Raw genomic sequence first — 17,867 nt, 5'->3', positions numbered from 1 at the left:
GGCCCGACGCCGCGACGCACCGACGCGTCGCGGCCTACGTGTCGCGCTCGGCGGGTGCCGTGTCCGCGCGCGGGTCGTCGCTGCCGCCGGGCGGGAAGTCGGTCCGCTCCGGCCGGGCCCGCAGGGCGAGCGCGCTCGCCACGAGCCCGCCCCACACGACGACGATCGCGAGCACCAGCAGGATGATCGCCTCCGTGCTCATCGGGTCACCTCCGGCTCGGTGCGGCGGGACGACGTCGCCCGGTCGGGCGGGAACGGCGGCCAGGGCGTGAAGTCGTCGGGGCTGCGGCGCCAGCGCGTGGCGGTGAGCACCGCGGCGCCCACCACGATGAGCAGCACGGCTCCCCAGCCGAACACGGCCAGGTACCAGGCCGGGTATCCCTCGTAGCCGTCGGTGAGGAGCGTGATGATGCGGGACACGAGCATGTAGCCGAGCACCACGGGCGCCAGGAGACCGACGAGCCACACCCACCAGCGCCCGACCTGGAACGTCGAGACCGCGTTGAGGTGGTACCGCATCTCCTCGCCGCGACGCTGGACCCACACGACGAGGATCGTCGTGAGGACGGCCGACGCGACGATCCCGATGTTGTTGGCCCACTGGTCCGCGGTGTCGAGGGCGATGAGACCGGTCGTCGTGGAGAACAGCAGGACGGACACGACGGCGCACACGACGCCGACGCGCAGCGCCGCCCCGCGCGGTGTCCAGCCGAACTTCTCCTGGAACGCCGCGGAGACCACCTGGAGGATCGACAGCAGCGACGTGAAGCCGGCCATGGCGAGCGACCCGAAGAACAGCGCCCCGAAGATCGGGCCGCCGGGCATCTCGGACACGATCGCCGGGAAGGTGACGAACGACAGGATCGGTCCGCTGATGCCCTCGAGCTCGCCGACCCCGATGCCCTCCTCGTGCGCGAGGAATCCGAGCGTCGCGAACACCCCGATGCCCGCGAGGATCTCGAACGACGAGTTGGAGAACGCGACGACGAGGCCCGGCGAGGTGAGGTTCGCCCGACGCTTGCGGTAGGACGCGTAGGTGATCATGATCCCGAACGCGATGGACAGCGAGAAGAAGATCTGGCTGTACGCGGCGATCCACACGTTCGCGTCACCGAGCGCGGCCCAGTTCGGGGTGAACAGCGCGTCCAGCCCGTCGGCCGCACCCTCGAGGAACAGCGAGCGCACGACGAGCACGAGGAACGCGACGACGAGCAGCGGCAGGAACACGGTGTTGGCCCGCTGCACACCTTTCGCGACGCCGGCGGCGAGGACGACGATCACGGCGACCCACACCAGCACGAGCGGGATCAGCACGGCCGGGACGAAGTCCAGGGAGATGCCCGGGTCCGCGAGCTGCAGGTACTCGCCGGTGAAGAACCCGGCGGGGTCGTCGCCCCAGCGCAGGTCGAACGAGAAGACGAAGAAGCTCACGGCCCACGCGATGACCGCGGTGTAGTAGATCGCGATGACGAAGCAGATCATCACCTGGAACCAGCCGAGGCCCTCCATCCAGCGGGCGAACCGACGGAAGGCCGTGGGCGCGGATCCCCGGAAGCGGTGCCCCAGCGCGTAGTCGAGGAAGAGGATCGGGATCCCGGCCGTGAGGAGCGCGATGAGGTACGGCACGAGGAACGCGCCGCCCCCGTTCTCGTACGCCACGCCCGGGAAGCGCCAGATGTTGCCCAGCCCGACGGCCGAGCCGATCGCCGCGATGATGAAGCCGACCTGCCCGGTCCACTCCTCGCGCGGTGCCTCCTGGGCGGCCGCCCCGCCCGTCGTGCTCGGTGTCGTCGTCACAGGTCTCCTCGGTGCCGTGCCGTGGCCCGCACGTCGCCACGGAGGCACGACGACGGGCCGGATCTTCCGCATCGACCGTACCGAGGCCGCCGGTCCGTGGCGAATCGAGGGTTCGGCCCCTCAGAGCGCGAGCAGGCGCTCCACGAACCCGCCGCGGAAGCGGCGCGAGGGGTCGTAGCGCTCCGCGAGCGCGCGGAAGTCGGCGAGGCCCGGGTACGCGTCCGCGAGGCGCGCGAGCTCCTCCGGGTCCGCCCCCGGGGCGACCGCGTGCGACAGCTTGCCCCAGTGCGGGCGCGCGCCGAGGGGAGCGAGCGCGGCCTCGACGTCCGGCAGGAGGGCGGCGACGTCGTCGGGCAGGTGCTTCCAGGTGAAGTGGAAGCCGACCGTGGGCCCGTCGAACGGGCTCAGCCACAGCGGTCCGCGGTCCGCCGCGACCGTGCGGATCTCGGAGACCTGGAGCAGGGGCGCGACCCGGGGGCCGAGCGCGCGCAGCGCCGCGATGCCGGCGAGCGCGTGCTCGCGCGGCACGAGGTACTCCGACTGCAGCTCCTCGCCGTTGCTCGGCGTGAAGTCGAGCCGGAAGTGCGGCAGGCGCTCGTTCCACGGTCCCGCCTCGCCGAGCTGGGGCGTGCAGTGCACGGGGTCGATGCCGTCGAGCATGTGGACGGGCGTCGTCGCGAGCCGCGTCCCGAAGAAGTCCCCGGGCGCTGCCCCCTCGTCGCCGGGCACGAGGCGCGTCTTGCGCCAGACCTGCTGCGCGCCGTCGGGCCCCCAGTCGGTGAAGAGGCTCACCGAGTACGCGGAGCCGGTGATCTCGTCGAGGTGGGACGTGATCGCGTCCCACGGCAGCCCGAGGTGCACGTCCTGGCGGACGTCGAAGGTCGGCTCGGTCTCGAGCTCGAGGCGCGTGACGACCCCCAGGGCGCCGAGCGCCACGACGACTCCGGGGAAGTCCGGGTCACCACGGCGCACCGTGCGCACGTCGCCCTCGCCCGTGACGAGCTCGACCCCGACGACGGCGCTCGCGAGCGACCCGACGCCGTCGCCCGAGCCGTGGGTCGCCGTGGCGACCGAGCCCGCGACGGAGATGTGGGGCAGCGACGCGAGGTTCGCGAGCGCGCGCCCGGCGCCCTGGACGTGGCGCGTGACGTCGCCGTAGCGCAGGCCGGCGGCGACCGACGCGACGCCGGTCGCCGGGTCGACCTCGACGGGCGGGCGGCCGTCGTCGTAGGCGTCGAGCACGACGTGCGTCCCGGTCGTGTCGGCGACGTCGTCGAACGAGTGGCGCGAGCCGAGCGCCTTGACCCGCGGCGAGGTCCGGACGAGGTCGACGAGCTCGTCGGGCGTCATCGGGCGCACGACGCCGGACGAGGAGTAGGTGAGGTTGCCCGCCCAGTTCGTGGTGCGGCTCGGGCGGGTCGTCGGCGTCGTCACGGGGCCACCCTGCCACGCCTGCGTCCGCCGAGAAGTGCCCTTCCGCCCCTGTTTCGCTCGAATCGGGGGCGGGAACTCACGTCTCGGCGGACGAGGCGGGGGTTGTCCCCACCCGAGGGCGGGTGCGTGCCGGGGTCCGGTGCGTCGTGCCGCCCGGTTGGATCGGAGCATGACGACGACGACATCGACCCGACCCGCCGCTGCGGTCTCCCCGGTCCGGGGTGGGCTGCCCGCCTTCTGGCTCCTCGCGTTCGGGCTGAGCTGGGGACCGTGGGCCGCCGCGCTGGCGACGGGCGGCGACATCGCCGACCCGCTGACGTTCGCGCTCTACGCGCTCGGCGGCTGCGGACCGAGCCTCGCCGCCCTTCTCCTCGCCGCCACGGGGCGGCGCAGCCCGCGCGCCCTGCGGTGGGGCGCGGCCGGGCGGTGGCTCCCGGCCGCCGTCGGGCTCGGCGTCGCGCCCGCCGTGGTGACCGCGGTCGTCACCCCGCTGCTCGGCGGCCCTTCCGTCGACCTGTCCGACGCCGCCCGCGTCGTCGCCGAGTCCGGCGGCCTGCTCGCGTTCGCAGCGATCTCGCTGTTCGCGGGGCCGCTGTCCGAGGAGCTCGGGTGGCGCGGGTACGCGCAGCCGCGGCTGCGCCGTCGCCTCTCGCCGCTCGGGGCGTCGGCCCTCCTGGGGGCCGTGTGGTCGGTGTGGCACCTGCCGCTGTTCCTGCTCGACGGGACGTGGCAGTCGACGCTCGGACCGGTCGAGACGGTGCTGTTCCTCGTCGCGATGGTGCCGATGTCCTCGGCCTACTGGTTCGTCTCCGAGCGGCTGCACGGCGGCGTCCCCGCCGCGGTCCTCCTGCACCTCGCGGGCAACACCGCTCTGGGGCTGCTCGCGATCACCGCGCCGGTCGGCATGGCGGTGTACGTCGGCGTCGTCGTGCTCACGGCCGTGCTGGTGCACCTCGTGACGCGGCCGGCGGTCATGACGCCGACGCTGCTCCGACGAGCGTGACCGGCTCCTGGACGACCACCTCGCCGGTCTCGACGTCGAGCACGACGACCGTGGACGGCGGCAGATGGTCGAGCGGGGGCGCGACGTAGTCGGGGACCGGCGCGCAGGTCCGCCGGTCGAAGGTCATGAGCACCGTGCGGGTGGTCGTCTCGACCTGGGCGATCACCGCGTGCTCCAGGTCCGACAGCGGCCACTGCTCGACCGGGAGGACGTTCCCCTCCTCGTCCGCCGGGAAGCGGCTCCACGGCCCCTCCATCCCCCGGTGCTCGTACTCCACGCCGTCCTCGCCGAGGACGGTCACGGAGCCCTGCGACGGCTGGTCCGCCGACGAGCAGTCGCTGATGCCGTGCGTCGGGAGCACCGGGCGCGCCTGTTCGGCGGGCTGCGGGTCGAGGGCCTCGCGACCGGTCCCCGGCTCGACCGGTGGGTCGGGGACATGTCCTTCCACGCGGTGGTCGGCGGTGGCTTGCACGGTGACCGGCGTGAGCGCCGGACCGATCGCCAGGCCGACGCCCGCGAGCAGCACGACGACCCCGCCGGCGAGCACGAGCACGGCTCGTGACGGGACGCGCGCGGTCCTGGTCGGCCCCGCTCCCGGTCGCTCCGACGTCATCGTGTCCCCCTGACCTCGGTCGGCGTCCTGACCGCTCGACCGAAACCCTACGACGTGACGTCGCGCAGCGGGAGACCCCAGTGCGTCGCGACCTCGCGGGCCTGCGCCGCGAACGCCGCACGCTCCGCCAGGGACGGGTCGCGGCGCCACTGGGTCTCGACCGCGACGTCGCGCGACCCGACGACCCACCGCCACCGCCCCACGACCATGCCGTCGACGCCGATCCCGTGGATGAACGACCCGAGCCGGTCGCCCAGGTCGACGCCGGGCGCGACGACGACGCCGCGGCTCTCGCCGTAGGACACGAACAGCTCGTCGTAGCTCTGCAGGAGGTCGACGACGGGCCTGGCGTCGCCGTCGTCGCCGCCGTCGCCGCCGTAGTCGGGGCGTTCCTCCGGGAGGGCGCCGGCCTGGAACCGCTCCGGGTCGAGCACGCGCTCCCCCGCGGCGTCGTCGGCGAGCCGCCACAGCACGAGGCCGTCGAGCGCGCCCGCGCCCGGCACGGCGACGACGTCATCGCCGAGCAGGTCCAGCGCGCGGCGCAGGTCCGTGAGCGTCAAGCCCGACCACTGCGCGACGTCCTTGACCGTCGCGTAGGCGCGGCCCGCGAGGTACCGCCGCAGCAGCTCAACGAGCGCCGCGTCGCGGTCGAACGTCGCGCCGAGCGGCCCGTACCCGGCGGGGACGCGGTCGTCGAACGCCGCGTACGTCTGCTGCTTGCCCTGCACCGGTCCGCTGATCACCTCGCGGTCGAGCTCGGCCGCCATGAGGACGTACCCGAGGGCCATCCCGTCCAGCGCGAGGTCGTGCTCGTCGAGGAGCGCGGCGAGCTCGCGGCGCGTGCGCGGGCGGTCCTGCACGGCCTCGACGACGAGGTCGCGCTGACGCGTGTGGTCCGCCGTGCCGAGCTGCCGGTACATCGTCCCGTTGGTCCCGTGCACGCGCGGCGCGCTGAGCTCGAGGAGCCAGCGCGCGTCGTCGGGCCTCACGAGGTGCCACGTGGGCCGCAGGACGTGCGTGCGCAGGACCTCGCCCCGGTCGCACGCCGCGACCGCTCCCGCGGCCCCGGGTCGCACGGCCGGGTCGAGGCGGCGCGTGAGGCCCCACAGCGCAGGGTGGAACTCCTGGCCCTGCACGGCCACGAGGTGCCCGACGGCGCTCGCGACGTCCGGCAGGTCGGGCGACCGCAGGCGGTGCGCGGCGAGGCGCGCGGCGCGCACGCGGTCGCCGTCGACCGGGGGCGTCCCCGGGCGCGGCCCGCGCGCGACGCCTCGCCCGGCGGTCATGACGCGACGAGGTCCGTGGCGACGACGTCGGTCCCCGTGACCGCGACCCGGACACCGCCCTCGGCGACGGCCACGGAGTCGAGCGCGACGCCGTCGGGCAGGTCGAGGGGGATCTGCAGGTCGGAGAGCGCACCGGAGACGCCCGCCGGGAGGTCCTCGACCGACACGACGCCCAGACCCGTCCGGACCGCCTCGACGTCGACGGCGAGCGTCTCGGGACCGGAGACGCGCGGCGTGACGTCGACGGTGACGGGCAGTCCCAGCACGTCGAGGCCGAGCGCGAGGACGTCGCCGTCGGCGGTGACGGTGACGTCGAGGCCGGACTGCTCCTGGACGGCGTCCTGCAGGGACGCCTCCGCGAGGACGCCCGAGGCCGTGCCCGACGCGACGGTGTGCGGCGCGGACGTGCCGACGCCGCGCGCGTCGACCCGGAGGTCGGTGACCGCGTAGCCGGCGAAGGTCGCCGAGTCCGCCGAGCCCGTGACGTGCGAGAGCTCGCCGCGCACGACCTGGGTGAGGAACGGGAAGCCCGTGATGTCGATCTGCGCGCCCGTGACGTCGTCCGCCTCCTGCTCGAACGCGGTGACGGCGCCCTGCTCGGCCGACCGCACGGCGAGCCGGTCCGCGACCACGGCGACCCCTCCGAGGACGACCAGCACGACGACGACCCAACCCACGAGACGCTTCATGCGCCCACCCTAGGTCCGGCTCGCTCGAACACGGGCTCAGCAACCGCCGAGCACGGGATCAGCAACCGAAAACCCCGGGATCCGGTCGATGACCCCGTGGTCGGCCGTGCATGATCGCGTGCTCGTCCACGGCGTAGATTGCCTCGTATGACCTCTTCGCAGCACCCCTTCCGCATCGGCGTCCAGATCCAGCCGCAGCACGCCGACTACGCCCAGATCCGCGACGCCGTGCTGCGCGCGGAGGACCTCGGCGTCGACGTGATCTTCAACTGGGACCACTTCTTCCCGCTCAGCGGCGACCCCGACGGCAAGCACTTCGAGTGCTGGACGATGCTCGCGGCATGGGCGGAGCAGACCGAGCGAGTCGAGATCGGTGCGCTCGTGACGTGCAACAGCTACCGCAACCCGGACCTGCTCGCCGACATGGCGCACACGGTCGACCACATCTCGGGCGGCCGTCTGCTCCTCGGGATCGGCGCGGGCTGGTTCGAGCGCGACTACGTCGACTACGGCTACGAGTTCGGCACCGCCGGCTCCCGGATCGCGGACCTCACGGACGCCCTGCCCCGCATCCGCGCTCGCTGGGCGGCGAAGAACCCCGCGCCGACGCGCGACATCCCGGTGCTCATCGGCGCGAGCGGGGAGAAGAAGATGCTGCGCCTCGTCGCCGAGCACGCCGACGTGTGGCACTCGTTCGGCGACGCGTCGTCCCTCGCACGCAAGAGCGCGATCCTCGACGAGCACGGCGCGGCGGTCGGGCGCGACACGGGTGCGCTCGTCGAGCGGTCGATCGGGGTCTCGCGGCCGCCGAGCGAGGTCGCTGACGAGCTCGTCGCCGCGGGCGCGACGCTGTTCACGACGGACACGGACGGCCCCGACTACGACCTCACCCTCACCAAGGAGTGGGTCAGCTGGCGCGACGCCCAGGGCTGAACGTGCTGAGCGGCCTGACCGGCTCCTCGCTCCGCCGAGCACGATCCTGCTCGCTGCCGAGCACGACCTGACGGCCGCCATCGAGCCCTTCCCGGCCTTCAGGTCGTGTTCGGCGGGCAGGCAGGCACTGCGTCGTCTCAGCAGGTGATCGCGGACGGCGTGCGGGAACACGCCGTCCGCGGTCGCGGTTGCCGCTCACATGCCCTCCGAACCCCCCGCGTCGACGACCCCCGACGCAGCCGCCGGGCCTATGACGGCGCCCGCTCGCCGCGCCGGCCTCCCCCGCGACCAGCGGATCCCCGCGGGGCTCGTGATCCTGCTGTCCGCGCTGACCGCCGTCGGGCCGCTGACGATCGACCTCTACCTCGCCGCGTTCCCCGCGATCGTCGACGAGCTCGGCACCACCGCGTCGCGCGTCCAGCTCACGCTCACCGCGACGCTCGCCGGCCTCGCCGTCGGGCAGCTGCTCATCGGGTCGCTCTCGGACGCGATCGGGCGGCGCCGTCCCCTGCTCGTGTCGCTCGCGGTGTACGTCGCGGCGTCGGTCGGCATCGTGTTCGCCGGGTCCGTCGAGGCCCTCACCGCGCTGCGGTTCGTCCAGGGCCTGTCGGCCGCGGCCGGCATGGTCCTGTCGATGGCGATCGTGCGCGACCTGTTCGACGGCTACCGCATCGGCAAGGTCATCGCGCGCCTCATGCTCGTCGTCGGCGTCGCGCCGATCCTCGCGCCGACGATCGGCGCGCAGTTCCTCCACCTGTGGACGTGGCGGTCGATGTTCGTCGCGCTCGCCGGCGTCGGGGTCGTGCTGTTCGTCGTCGTGCTCCTGCGCCTGCGCGAGTCGCTGCCCGCCGAGCGACGCCGGACCGGTGGCACGGGCGCCGCGCTGCGCTCGTACGGGTCGCTGCTGTCCGACGGGTCGTTCGTCGGGCTGGCGCTCATCGCCGGGTTCTACATGGCGGCCATGTTCACGTACATCTCCGCGTCGACGTTCGTCTTCCAGGAGACCTTCGGGATGTCCGCGCAGCAGTACGCGATCGTGTTCGGCGCCGGGGCCGTCTCCGTGACGGCCGGGTCGCAGATCAACGGCGCGCTCGTGGGGCGGGTCCGGCCCGAGCGGATCCTCCAGGTGGCGATCGCGTCCGGCTTCGTGCTGTCCGGGGCGCTCCTTCTCGCGGCGCTCGCGGGTGGCGGGCTCGCGGTGCTGGTGCCGCTCATCGTGCTCACGCTCGGCACCGCCGGGTTCGTCATGCCGTCGGTCCCGGCGATCGCGCTCGAGCGCAACGCCCACCGCGCGGGCAGCGCGGCGGCGCTCATCGGTGCGGCGCAGTTCGGCGTCGGAGCGGTCATCGCGCCGGTGACGGGCCTGCTCGGCGGGCCCCCCGCCGTGACCATGGCTGCGGTGATGTTCGGCGTCGTCGCCGTCGCGGGGGCGATCCTCGTCGCGGTGCGTCGCACGTTCGCCGAGCCCGTCGATGCCGTGACCTCCCTCCCGGCGATCCCGGCACCCGCCGTCGCGCAGGTCGACGCCTGACGCCCGACCGGTCGGCCGCCCGACCGGTCGGCCGCCCGACCGGTCGGCCGCCGAACACGGGGTTCCCCACCACTTTCGGGAGAATCCGGTGGGCAACCCCGTGTTCGGCGGTGGATGGTCCCGTGCTCGGCGGAGGATGGACCGGTGACTCCCGACGACGACGCCTACCCTCGTGCGGTCCGCGACGCGCCGTCGCTCGAGGTTCTCGACGCGCACCTCGTGGAGTGCCGCGCGTGCCCGCGGCTCGTCGCGTGGCGCGAGCACGTCGCCGACGTCAAACGGGCGTCCTTCCGCGCCGACGACTACTGGGCACGACCCGTCCCGAGCTTCGGCGACGACCGGCCAGGCATCCTCGTCGTCGGGCTCGCCCCCGCCGCGCACGGCGCGAACCGCACGGGGCGCATGTTCACGGGCGACCGCAGCGGCGACTTCCTCTTCGCGGCGATGCACCGCACCGGCCTCGCGAACCAGCCCACGTCCGTGCGCGCCGACGACGGCCTGCTTCTCACCGGCATCCGCGTCACCGCGCCCGTCCGGTGCGCGCCGCCCGACAACAAGCCCCTGCCCGCTGAGCGGCAGCGCTGCGGCCCCTATCTCGCGCGCGAGGTCGAGCTCCTGGGCGCGACGGTGCGGGTCGCCGTCGTGCTCGGCGGGTTCGGCTGGCAGGCGCTCCTCGCGACGCTCGCCGAGCAGGGGTGGGACGTCCCCCGCCCGCGCCCGCGGTTCGCGCACGGCGCGGAGGTGACGCTGCGTCGTCGTGCACCGGTGCCCGACGACGGGGGGCCGGCCCAGGAGCAGGTCCTCACCCTCCTGGGGTGCTTCCACGTGAGCCAACAGAACACCTTCACGGGACGGCTCACGCCCGACATGCTCGACGCCGTCCTCGTCCGGGCACGAGAGCTCGCCGGGCTGGATGATCCGCCGTGAGTCAGCGGGAGGCGGTCGTCGGCGACTGGCGGCGGGGCGCGTCGGCCCACCGACGGCGTTCGGCCACACGCGGCGCCATTCGCCCGACGAGCCGGAGCTGCTCGCGGCGCTCGATGACCTCCATGCGCCGCAGCTCACGCTCGAGCGGGGACGATGCTGCTGCCATGATGCTCTCCTTCGACCGGACCGACGTGCCGCCTCCCTGCCCCCAGGGGAGGGACGGCGACGACGGCCGTTCGTGACATCGGGAGCGTCACGCCGTCGGCAGCGCGGAGGTGTCGTACTGGGCGGCGAACTCGCCCGTCGGCGGGATCGGCGTGATGACGTCGATCAGGACGCCGTTCGGATCCTCGGTGATGAAGTGCCGCTGGCCGAACGCCTCGTCGCGCAGCGATCGCCGGATCGGGAGACCCGCGTCGACGAGGCGGGCATGGACGGCATCGACGTCCTCGACCTCGAGGTTGAGCAGCAGACCGCCCGCGCGGCCCCGACCGCTCTCCGGGATCGTCTCGTGGTCGCCGTCGAGCACGGCGAGGTTCACCGACTCGTCGTGCACCGACTGCAGGTGCACGTACCAGTCGCTCGTGAAGAGCGGCCGGAAGTCCAGGTGGTCGACGTAGAACGCGGCGGTGCAGGCTACGTCGCCGGTCATGATCACCGGGTACCAGCTCGTGATGCGCACGATGGGTTCCTCTCGTCCGTGCTCGGTGCTGGGTCTCCAGCACTCCGAGCAATTGACATACAGGCTGTTTGTTTCTCCATCGTGACGTACAGTCTGTCGGTATGCAAGAGGCAACCGTGAGTCGCCCGGCGCGCCGCAGCAACGAGGAGCGGACTCGCACCACGCGAGCGGCGCTTGTCGCGGCCGCTCGGACGCTGTTCGTCGAGAAGGGGTACGCCGCGACGTCGACCCCCCGGATCGCCGCCGCCGCCCACGTCACGCGCGGCGCGCTCTACCACCACTTTGCCGACAAGCAGGCCCTGTTCCGCGCCGTCGTCGAGGCCGAGGCGGAGGCCGTCGCGACGGAGATCGAGACCGCGGCGACCGGGACGGCGACCGAGACGACCGCCCGTGCCGAGAACGACGCCGCTGACGAGAACGCCGCCGCCAACCAGCACGCCACTGCCGAGGGCGCCGCCGCCACGGCCCGGCGTCAGCTCGCGGCGGGTGCCACCGCCTATCTCGACGCGATGGCCGTCCCGGGCCGCACGCGGCTGCTGCTCGTCGACGCCCCGGCGGTCCTCGGCGCGGCAGAGGCCGACGGCCTCGATGCGCGGCACGCGCGCCGCACCCTGCGCGAGGGCCTGCAGGCCGCGATGCGCACGGACGTCCCCGAGGCCGACGGCCTCGACTCAGACGCCCCCGAGACCGACGCCCTCGGCCCGGACGTCCCCGGCGCGGACGCGCCCGGCCCCGTCGAGCTCGACGCCCTGACGCTCCTGCTCTCCGCCGCGTTCGACCGTGCCGCTCTGGCGTCGGACGACGACCGCGGGCCGGGGCGCGACGCGGTCCGCCGCGCTGTCACGGAGCTGGTCGAGCGGGTGTGCGCGCCGCGACCCACTCGATGACGCCGCGCCGCGACCGCTCGTGCCGCTCGACGTCGAGCCCGTGCTCCTCGACCCAGCGCATCGGCCGGCGGCGGAAGTGCTCGCCCGCGAGCGGCACGCTCACGAGCTCTGCGGCGGCCTGACCGAGGCGCAACGGCCACGACGTCGACACGACGTGGTCGGCGAGGAGCACGAGACCACCGGGCCGCACGACGCGCACCATCTCCGCGAGCGCGGCCTCGTGGTCCGCGATCGCGCACAGCAAGAACGTGCAGACGACGGTGTCGAACGCGTCGTCGGGCAGGTCGAGGTCCTGGGCGTCACCGAGCCGGAGGTCGGCGTCGACGCGGAGGTCGGCAGCGCGCCGTCGGGCGTGGTCGAGCATGGCAGGGCTCCACTCCACGCCCGTGAACCCGGCGGTGACCGCTGCGGCCGGGTAGTGGACGAGGTTCAGCCCGGTGCCGACCGCGACCTCGAGCGTGCGACCCTCCGCGAGCGCGCACACCCGCTGTCGTACGCCCGGGAAGAGTCGTCGTTCGGCCAGCGCCATGGCGCGGTCGTACACACCGGCCTCGCGGTCCCACCTCCGGCGCAGCCGGTCCCGCCTGCGCTCGGACGACGGGAGGCTGGCGCCGGATGCCGCGTCCGTGCCGTCGTCCACGCCGCTCCTCGCCGTCCGGTCCTCTCGCCTCACGCTCGCACGGTGAGCGTGCTCCCGCCTCCCGGCACCCGCCGGACCTCGACGCGCTCCGCGACGGCCTGCTTGAGCGCCTCGACGTGCGAGACGACGCCGACTACCCGGCCCCCGGCCCGCAGCCGTCCGAGCGCGGCCAGCACGACGTCGAGCGTCTCCGCGTCGAGGCTCCCGAAGCCCTCGTCGACGAACAGCGTGCCGAGCTCGACGCCGCCGGCCTCGGCGGTCACGACGTCGGCGAGGCCGAGGGCGAGGCACAGCGACACGTAGAACGTCTCTCCGCCGGAGAGGGTCCGCGGGTCGCGCGAGCGCTCCGTGACGTGGTCGAGGACCTTCATCGCGAGACCGGTGCGGTGCGACCGCACGTCCTCGCGGGTGGTGCTGCGGAGGAGCTCGTAGCGTCCGGAGGACATCTCGGCGAGGCGCTCGTTCGCCGCAGCGACGACGTCCTCGAACCGCTGGACGAGGACGAACGTCGCGAGGGACAGGGCATGGACGTTGTCGCTGCTCGTCCCCGATGCCAGCGCGGCCATCCGGGTCACGGGCGCGGCGTCGTCGCGGGCCGCGTGCCACGCGTCGACCGCCGAGCCGATCGCGTCCGCACCGGCCGCCGCGGCAGCCGCCTGGCGCGCGGCGTACTCGTGCCGTCGCGTCGCGGTGCGCGCCGCCTCCTCGGCCGCCGCGACCGCCGCACGGGCCGCGTCGACGTCCGCCGTCGCGTCCTCGGCGAGCGTGGCGACCGACGGGTCGGCGAGCCCCGCGCGGAGCATCGCGAGCGCCGCGGCGTGCTGCGACACCTCGTGCTCCAGCCGTGCCCGGTCCGCGCCCTCGAGCACGGCGGCGAGCGCGTCCGCGGCGTCCGCGAAGCCGCCCTGGGCGACGAGGTCCGCCACCTCCGCGTCCCGCCGGTCGACGTCGCGCCGGGCGACGGCGACCGCGGCGTGCGCCTCGGCGAGCGCAGCGACGGACCGGACCCGCTCGGCCAACCGCGCGGCGAGCACCGCGACCGGGTTCCGCGGCCCGCCCGCCGGCGCCTCGACGTCGTCGTCACCACCAGGACCCGCACCATCGTCCGGCTCGCCGGAGAGAGCAGTGTCGTCGCGCCCGCCGGTGAGGGCAGCGTCGTCGAGGCCGCCGACGAGCGTCAGTGCGGCGGCGGTCTCGCGCGCGATCTCCGCCCGGTCGGCGTCGACCGCCACGGCGAGCTCGTCGAGCCGGGACGTCCCCGCCGCGATGGTCTCGGCCAGCGCCGCGCCCTGCTCCTGGAGCGCGGCCGTGACCGCGTCGTGCTCGTCGAGGGCGCGCTCCGCAGTCGCGCGCTCGACCGCCGCGTCCCGCGCGACCTCGGCCTCGGCCTCGACGGCCGCGACCCGCTCACGTGCCGTGCGGGCGTCGAGGCCTTCGGCCGCGTGCCGCAGGGCGTCGCGTCGTTCGGCGAGCGCGACGACCCGACCGGACACGTCCGTCAGGGTGGCCTCGGCCGCGACGCGCGCCGCCTCGGCCGACTCGACGTCGGCCGCAGTCACGTGGTCCTGGGTCCGCATGGCGGGCCGGGGGTGCTCGGGCGAGCCGCACACCGGGCACGGCTCCGCCGCACCCAGTGCGGAGGCGAGCTCGCCCGCGATCCCGGCGATCCGTGCGGTCCGCACGCGCCGCTCCGCCTCCACGGCAGCCCGCGCGTGCTCCGCGGCGTCCGTCCGGTCGGTGAGGGCGCGGGCCAGCTCGGCGTCCAGGGCCTCCGCGTCGGCCGCCGCGGTCGCGACCGCGCGCGCCCGCAGAGCGCGCTCCTGGAGCTCGCCGAGCCGACCCGCCACCGCGCCGAGCTCGACGACGCACTGCCGGAGCCTGTCGCGCGCCGCTGGGCGGACCGCGAGCTCGGCCAGCACGCGCTGGCGCTCCTCGGCGGCGCGCTCGACGTCCTTGCGCCCGTCGGCCAGCTCGCGCTCGCGCGCCGGCAGCGCGGCGCCGACGGGCAGCAGCCGCCCGACGCGCACGGACGCGGTGAGGAGGTCGGAGCGCACGGCCTCGAGCGTGCTCTCGTCAGCACGTGCGAGCTCAGCGGGGACGCCGGTGCGCGCGAGCTCCTGGCGCTCGAGCGCGGCCCCGAGGGCGCTGGCGGCGGTGACGGCGCTCCGCGCCGCGGGAGCGACGACCGCCGCGCGTGCGGCCGCGTCGAGGCGGTGGCGGTGCTCCGCGACCCGCGGCTCGGCCTCGGTCAGGCGCACGCGCTCGGCACGCAGCGCAGCACGGCGGTCGAGCGCCGCGGCGGTCGACCGCTCGGCTTCGAACCGGTCACGGGCTGCCACCAGCGCGCCGTGCGCCACGAGCTCGGCCGTCACGAGCGCGTCCGCCTCGACCTCCCGCCGGCGGGCGTGCGCGCGGGCGAGCGCATGCACCCCGGCGCGGACGGCCGCCTCCTCCGCGGGTCCGCCCGGCCCGGGTCCGACGGTCGCATCGTCCTGCGCGGGTCCGCCCGTCGCAGGTCCGCCCGTCGCGGGTCCGACCGTGGCGGGTCCACCCGACCCGTGTCCGTCCAGCGCGGCGTCGGCCGGCCCGGCGCCCGCGGGGCCGCGGGCCAGCAGGACGTCGACGTCCTCCGGTGCCGCCCGGCGCAGGCACGCGTCGTCGCGGGCGGCCTCCCGCAGCTCCCGCGCGGCGTCGGCGGCGAGGCCCGCCGCCCCGGCGAAGTGCTCGACGGCGCCCGTGACACCCTGCCGCGAGACGTCCGTGCGGGCGCGGGCGGCCCGCGCGAGCTCGCCCAGCCGTGCGGCGGCACGCTCGTAGAGCTCGGTGCCGAACACCTTCTGCAGCAGGTCGCGGCGCTTCTCGGGCTCGGCGCGCAGGAAGCTCGCGAACTCGCCCTGCGGCAGCACGACCGTCTGCACGAGCTGGCGCCGGTCGAGACCGACGAGGCGCTGGATCTCCGCCCCGGCCTCGTCGAGCCGGGCCGACAGCAGCTCGCCCTGCGGCTCCTCGTCGGCGAACGGGGGAACGGCCGGGAGCCGCCACAGGCGGACCGACGCCTGCTGCGTCGTCGTGCCCTCTCCGCGCTTCTTCGGACGCCGGTACTCGGGGGTCCGGCGCACGCGGAAGACGCCGCCCTGCACCTCGAGCACGAGGTCCACGAACGACTCGACGTCGCCCGCGGCGAAGGCCGAGCGCAGCCGGTCGTCGCTCGTCGCCTCCGACGCGACCTTGCCGTACAGGGCGAAGACGATCGTGTCGATGATCGTCGACTTGCCCGCGCCGGTCGGCCCGTCGAGCAGGAAGATGCCCGACGCGCCGAGCGTCGCGAGGTCGATGCGGTGCCGCCCCGGGAACGGTCCGATCGCCTGGAAGGTCAGGGAGTGCAGGTGCATCAGGCGCTCCGGTCCGCGGCGAGGGCGTCCTCGAGAGCACCACGGAGCACGACGACCTCGGCGTCCGACGGCGCGCGGCCCGAGACGTGCTCGACGAAGTCGCGCGCGACGTCGAGCGGGTCGTGCCCGGCCCCCACGACCGTGACGGTCTCGCGCTCCGCCGGGCGGGGTGGCCGGTGCGTCACCTGGAGCGCGTGCGGGAACCGTGCCCGGACGCGCGCGTAGAGCTCGGTGGGCCGCGCCGGGTCCGTGACGACGACGCGCAGCCAGTCGTCGACGTGCTCCTCCCCCGCGGCGCCGAGCAGGTCGTCGAGCGTCCCGGTGAGGTCGGCCAGACGGCGGGGAACCGGCGCCGGGACGAGCTCGACCGCGTCGTCGCGCGCCGCACGCAGCCGGCCCCCGTCCACGAGGGCGGTCGACTTGTGCTGGCGCGCCTCCGAGAACGAGAACGCGAGCGGCGACCCGGAGTACCGCGCGACGGGCGCCGCGAGCGCCCCGCCTCCCGACCCGACCGCGCCGTCCACCCCGGCGGTGACGTCCAGCCCGGTGGTGACGTCCCGCGCGACCTCGGGCACGACGACGCGCTGCGGCCCGTGCAGGTGACCGAGCGCCACGTAGTCGAGGCCCCACCCACCGAACGTCCCGGCCGGCACCGCGTCGACACCGCCGACACGGATGTCCCGCTCGGACTCGGACGCCAGCCCGCCCACGACGAACGCGTGGCCCATGACGACCGCCGGGCCCACGAGACCGCTCGCGCGGCGCCGGGCGAGGTCCGCGCCCACGCGGCGCATCGCGGCGCCCATGACGGCCTCGTGCGACCGCGCGAGCGGGCTCGACGCGTCGTCCGCGAGGACGGACCGCGCGGCGTCGGGATCGAGGTAGGGCAGCGCGTACACGAGCATCGCCTCGCCGTCCGGCCCGGCCGCGCTCCCCGGGCGAGGTGCCAGGACGACCGGAGCGCCGACGTCGGGCACCCGCGTGCGCAGGTGCACGCCCGGTCGCAGGAGCTGCTCGGCGAAGCCGAGACGGATCGCGGAGTCGTGGTTGCCGGGCGTCAGGACGACGTGCGCGTGCTCGGCAAGGCGGGACACGGCGTCGGACAGGAGTGAGACGGCCTCGACGGGCGGGATGGCGCGGTCGTAGACGTCGCCCGCGACGAGCACCGCGTCGACGCGCTCCGCGCGGACGAGCTCGACGAGGTGGTCGACGAAGGCGGCCTGGTGCTCCAGGAGGTCGACCCCGTGGAGCGTGCGCCCGAGGTGCCAGTCGGACGTGTGCAGGAACCGCATGCCCTGAAACGTAGCCGCCCTCGCCCACACGGACCGCTAGGCTCCCCGGGACCAGCCCTCGAAGGACGGAGCCTCCCGTGGACCAGCGCACACTCGACGTCGCAGTACCCGTCCTGTACGGCGCGCTCGTCGGGGCGTCGTCGATGTGGTTCTCGTCGGCCCTCGTGCCGATCGCGGTGGTCGGCGGCGTGCTCGTCAGCCTTTACTGGGCGGCGTTCCGGCACAAGCTCCCGGCGCACAACCCCCCGCGTCCTGCGGCACCCGCGCCGCAGGGCGGGACCGAGCCCCAGGACCGGCCCGCGCCGCGCGCAGACGACCCGCCGTACGGATCGGCCTGACGCACGAGGCCGCGGCGCCCGACGTCTCAGCCGACACGTCTCAGCCGACGCGGACGACCTCGATCGGCCCGGTCGGCGCGCCGCTGCGGACCACGGGGATGCGCCCGCCCATGCCGATCATCTCGAGCAGCTCGACGATGCTCTCCGACGGGTCGCGCAGCATGACGGGGCGCCCGTCCTCCTCACCGAGCATGTAGAGCTGGATGATGAACGCGATGCCCGAGGAGTCGATGAACGTCACGTCCGCGACGTCGACCGTCACCGGCCCGCGCGTGTCCAGGACGTAGGACATCGCCTCGCTCGCCCGGTCGCGGAGCGCGGCGTCCACCTCGCCCCACATCGTCACGACGACGCCGTCGTCCTGCGGTGCGTAGGTGATCCCGTTCGCGCGGTCGATCGCGCTGACTGTCTCCATGCGTTCCA

Annotated in this window: 18 protein-coding genes; 6 read left to right on the top strand and 12 right to left on the bottom strand. The window is 74.8% G+C overall.

The annotated features are described in order from the left end of the window. Positions 1-34 precede the first annotated feature (34 nt). The 3 genes from AC4H2G_RS06400 to AC4H2G_RS06390 form a co-directional block, all read right to left on the bottom strand. A complete protein-coding gene (locus AC4H2G_RS06400; protein ID WP_494364919.1) occupies positions 35-202 on the bottom strand; it encodes a methionine/alanine import family NSS transporter small subunit in 168 nt (55 codons plus the stop codon). After that, on the bottom strand, positions 199-1,797 hold the full coding sequence (locus tag AC4H2G_RS06395) for a sodium-dependent transporter (RefSeq protein ID WP_494364918.1): 1,599 nt from the start codon (positions 1,795-1,797) through the stop codon (positions 199-201). Before AC4H2G_RS06395 ends, AC4H2G_RS06400 begins: the two co-directional genes overlap by 4 nt. Before the next feature lie 120 nt (positions 1,798-1,917). After that, positions 1,918-3,231 carry an FAD-binding protein gene (locus AC4H2G_RS06390; protein ID WP_494364917.1) on the bottom strand — a complete coding sequence of 438 codons (1,314 nt, stop codon included), beginning with the start codon at positions 3,229-3,231 and terminating at the stop codon, positions 1,918-1,920. 169 nt (positions 3,232-3,400) lie between these two features. Between AC4H2G_RS06390 and AC4H2G_RS06385 the strand changes: the two genes are divergently transcribed. Continuing rightward, the gene (locus AC4H2G_RS06385) at positions 3,401-4,234 is read left to right on the top strand and encodes a CPBP family intramembrane glutamic endopeptidase (protein WP_494364916.1); all 834 of its coding nucleotides are present in this window, start codon (positions 3,401-3,403) and stop codon (positions 4,232-4,234) included. Here the strand turns inward: AC4H2G_RS06385 and AC4H2G_RS06380 are convergent. From AC4H2G_RS06380 to AC4H2G_RS06370, 3 genes are read right to left on the bottom strand one after another with little or no spacing between them, the layout of a single operon-like run. Beyond that, entirely contained in the window at positions 4,203-4,847 is a 645-nt protein-coding gene (locus AC4H2G_RS06380; protein WP_494364915.1) for a hypothetical protein, read from the bottom strand. The genes AC4H2G_RS06385 and AC4H2G_RS06380 overlap by 32 nt on opposite strands. Before the next feature lie 47 nt (positions 4,848-4,894). Beyond that, on the bottom strand, positions 4,895-6,133 hold the full coding sequence (locus tag AC4H2G_RS06375) for a DNA glycosylase AlkZ-like family protein (protein WP_494364914.1): 1,239 nt from the start codon (positions 6,131-6,133) through the stop codon (positions 4,895-4,897). After that, positions 6,130-6,822 (bottom strand): LmeA family phospholipid-binding protein, encoded by a 693-nt coding sequence (locus AC4H2G_RS06370; protein WP_494364913.1) that lies wholly within the window; start codon positions 6,820-6,822, stop codon positions 6,130-6,132. Before AC4H2G_RS06370 ends, AC4H2G_RS06375 begins: the two co-directional genes overlap by 4 nt. Positions 6,823-6,969: 147 nt before the next feature. On the opposite strand from AC4H2G_RS06370, the gene AC4H2G_RS06365 reads away from it, so the two are divergent. The 3 genes from AC4H2G_RS06365 (at position 6,970) to AC4H2G_RS06355 (ending at position 10,213) form a co-directional block, all read left to right on the top strand. Further along, positions 6,970-7,755, top strand: coding sequence for an LLM class F420-dependent oxidoreductase (locus AC4H2G_RS06365; RefSeq protein ID WP_494364912.1), 786 nt, complete (start codon positions 6,970-6,972; stop codon positions 7,753-7,755). Positions 7,756-8,005: 250 nt separating this feature from the next. After that, the gene (locus tag AC4H2G_RS06360; protein WP_494364911.1) at positions 8,006-9,286 is read left to right on the top strand and encodes a multidrug effflux MFS transporter; all 1,281 of its coding nucleotides are present in this window, start codon (positions 8,006-8,008) and stop codon (positions 9,284-9,286) included. Between the two features lie 114 nt (positions 9,287-9,400). Further along, the gene (locus AC4H2G_RS06355; RefSeq protein ID WP_494364910.1) at positions 9,401-10,213 is read left to right on the top strand and encodes a uracil-DNA glycosylase; all 813 of its coding nucleotides are present in this window, start codon (positions 9,401-9,403) and stop codon (positions 10,211-10,213) included. 1 nt (position 10,214) lies between these two features. Here the strand turns inward: AC4H2G_RS06355 and AC4H2G_RS06350 are convergent, their stop codons facing one another. Both AC4H2G_RS06350 and AC4H2G_RS06345 read right to left on the bottom strand, forming a co-directional pair. Next, on the bottom strand, positions 10,215-10,379 hold the full coding sequence (locus AC4H2G_RS06350) for a hypothetical protein (RefSeq protein ID WP_494364909.1): 165 nt from the start codon (positions 10,377-10,379) through the stop codon (positions 10,215-10,217). An 87-nt stretch (positions 10,380-10,466) separates the two neighbouring features. Next, positions 10,467-10,895 (bottom strand): VOC family protein, encoded by a 429-nt coding sequence (locus tag AC4H2G_RS06345; RefSeq protein WP_494364908.1) that lies wholly within the window; start codon positions 10,893-10,895, stop codon positions 10,467-10,469. Positions 10,896-10,996: 101 nt separating this feature from the next. On the opposite strand from AC4H2G_RS06345, the gene AC4H2G_RS06340 reads away from it, so the two are divergent. Further along, positions 10,997-11,782: a helix-turn-helix domain-containing protein gene (locus tag AC4H2G_RS06340; RefSeq protein ID WP_494364907.1), complete on the top strand. Its 786-nt coding sequence runs from the start codon at positions 10,997-10,999 to the stop codon at positions 11,780-11,782. Here the strand turns inward: AC4H2G_RS06340 and AC4H2G_RS06335 are convergent. From AC4H2G_RS06335 to AC4H2G_RS06325, 3 genes are read right to left on the bottom strand one after another with little or no spacing between them, the layout of a single operon-like run. After that, positions 11,736-12,422 (bottom strand): class I SAM-dependent methyltransferase, encoded by a 687-nt coding sequence (locus AC4H2G_RS06335; RefSeq protein ID WP_494364906.1) that lies wholly within the window; start codon positions 12,420-12,422, stop codon positions 11,736-11,738. The two genes, AC4H2G_RS06340 and AC4H2G_RS06335, sit on opposite strands and share 47 nt — an antisense overlap. A 29-nt stretch (positions 12,423-12,451) precedes the next feature. Next, the gene (locus tag AC4H2G_RS06330; RefSeq protein WP_494364905.1) at positions 12,452-15,814 is read right to left on the bottom strand and encodes an AAA family ATPase; all 3,363 of its coding nucleotides are present in this window, start codon (positions 15,812-15,814) and stop codon (positions 12,452-12,454) included. Beyond that, entirely contained in the window at positions 15,814-17,106 is a 1,293-nt protein-coding gene (locus tag AC4H2G_RS06325; protein ID WP_494364904.1) for an exonuclease SbcCD subunit D, read from the bottom strand. Before AC4H2G_RS06325 ends, AC4H2G_RS06330 begins: the two co-directional genes overlap by 1 nt. A gap of 77 nt (positions 17,107-17,183) precedes the next feature. Between AC4H2G_RS06325 and AC4H2G_RS06320 the strand changes: the two genes are divergently transcribed. Further along, positions 17,184-17,444, top strand: coding sequence for a hypothetical protein (locus AC4H2G_RS06320; RefSeq protein WP_494364903.1), 261 nt, complete (start codon positions 17,184-17,186; stop codon positions 17,442-17,444). Positions 17,445-17,484: 40 nt separating this feature from the next. Here the strand turns inward: AC4H2G_RS06320 and AC4H2G_RS06315 are convergent, their stop codons facing one another. Next, a complete protein-coding gene (locus AC4H2G_RS06315; RefSeq protein WP_494364902.1) occupies positions 17,485-17,859 on the bottom strand; it encodes an STAS domain-containing protein in 375 nt (124 codons plus the stop codon). Positions 17,860-17,867 lie beyond the last annotated feature (8 nt).

The sequence above is a fragment of the Cellulosimicrobium sp. BMG9.23 genome (assembly GCF_059159985.1).
This window is presented reverse-complemented; position numbering and strand designations above follow the sequence as displayed.

Excerpts from the sequence above, each read along its gene's own strand:
- AC4H2G_RS06400 (WP_494364919.1), bottom strand. The coding sequence starts at position 202 with ATGAGCACGGAGGCGATCATCCTGCTGGTGCTCGCGATCGTCGTCGTG.
- AC4H2G_RS06385 (WP_494364916.1), top strand. The coding sequence starts at position 3,401 with ATGACGACGACGACATCGACCCGACCCGCCGCTGCGGTCTCCCCGGTC.
- AC4H2G_RS06380 (WP_494364915.1), bottom strand. The coding sequence starts at position 4,847 with ATGACGTCGGAGCGACCGGGAGCGGGGCCGACCAGGACCGCGCGCGTC.
- AC4H2G_RS06375 (WP_494364914.1), bottom strand. The coding sequence starts at position 6,133 with ATGACCGCCGGGCGAGGCGTCGCGCGCGGGCCGCGCCCGGGGACGCCC.
- AC4H2G_RS06370 (WP_494364913.1), bottom strand. The coding sequence starts at position 6,822 with ATGAAGCGTCTCGTGGGTTGGGTCGTCGTCGTGCTGGTCGTCCTCGGA.
- AC4H2G_RS06365 (WP_494364912.1), top strand. The coding sequence starts at position 6,970 with ATGACCTCTTCGCAGCACCCCTTCCGCATCGGCGTCCAGATCCAGCCG.
- AC4H2G_RS06360 (WP_494364911.1), top strand. The coding sequence starts at position 8,006 with ATGACGGCGCCCGCTCGCCGCGCCGGCCTCCCCCGCGACCAGCGGATC.
- AC4H2G_RS06355 (WP_494364910.1), top strand. The coding sequence starts at position 9,401 with ATGGTCCCGTGCTCGGCGGAGGATGGACCGGTGACTCCCGACGACGAC.
- AC4H2G_RS06350 (WP_494364909.1), bottom strand. The coding sequence starts at position 10,379 with ATGGCAGCAGCATCGTCCCCGCTCGAGCGTGAGCTGCGGCGCATGGAG.
- AC4H2G_RS06340 (WP_494364907.1), top strand. The coding sequence starts at position 10,997 with ATGCAAGAGGCAACCGTGAGTCGCCCGGCGCGCCGCAGCAACGAGGAG.
- AC4H2G_RS06330 (WP_494364905.1), bottom strand. The coding sequence starts at position 15,814 with ATGCACCTGCACTCCCTGACCTTCCAGGCGATCGGACCGTTCCCGGGG.
- AC4H2G_RS06325 (WP_494364904.1), bottom strand. The coding sequence starts at position 17,106 with ATGCGGTTCCTGCACACGTCCGACTGGCACCTCGGGCGCACGCTCCAC.
- AC4H2G_RS06315 (WP_494364902.1), bottom strand. The coding sequence starts at position 17,859 with ATGGAGACAGTCAGCGCGATCGACCGCGCGAACGGGATCACCTACGCA.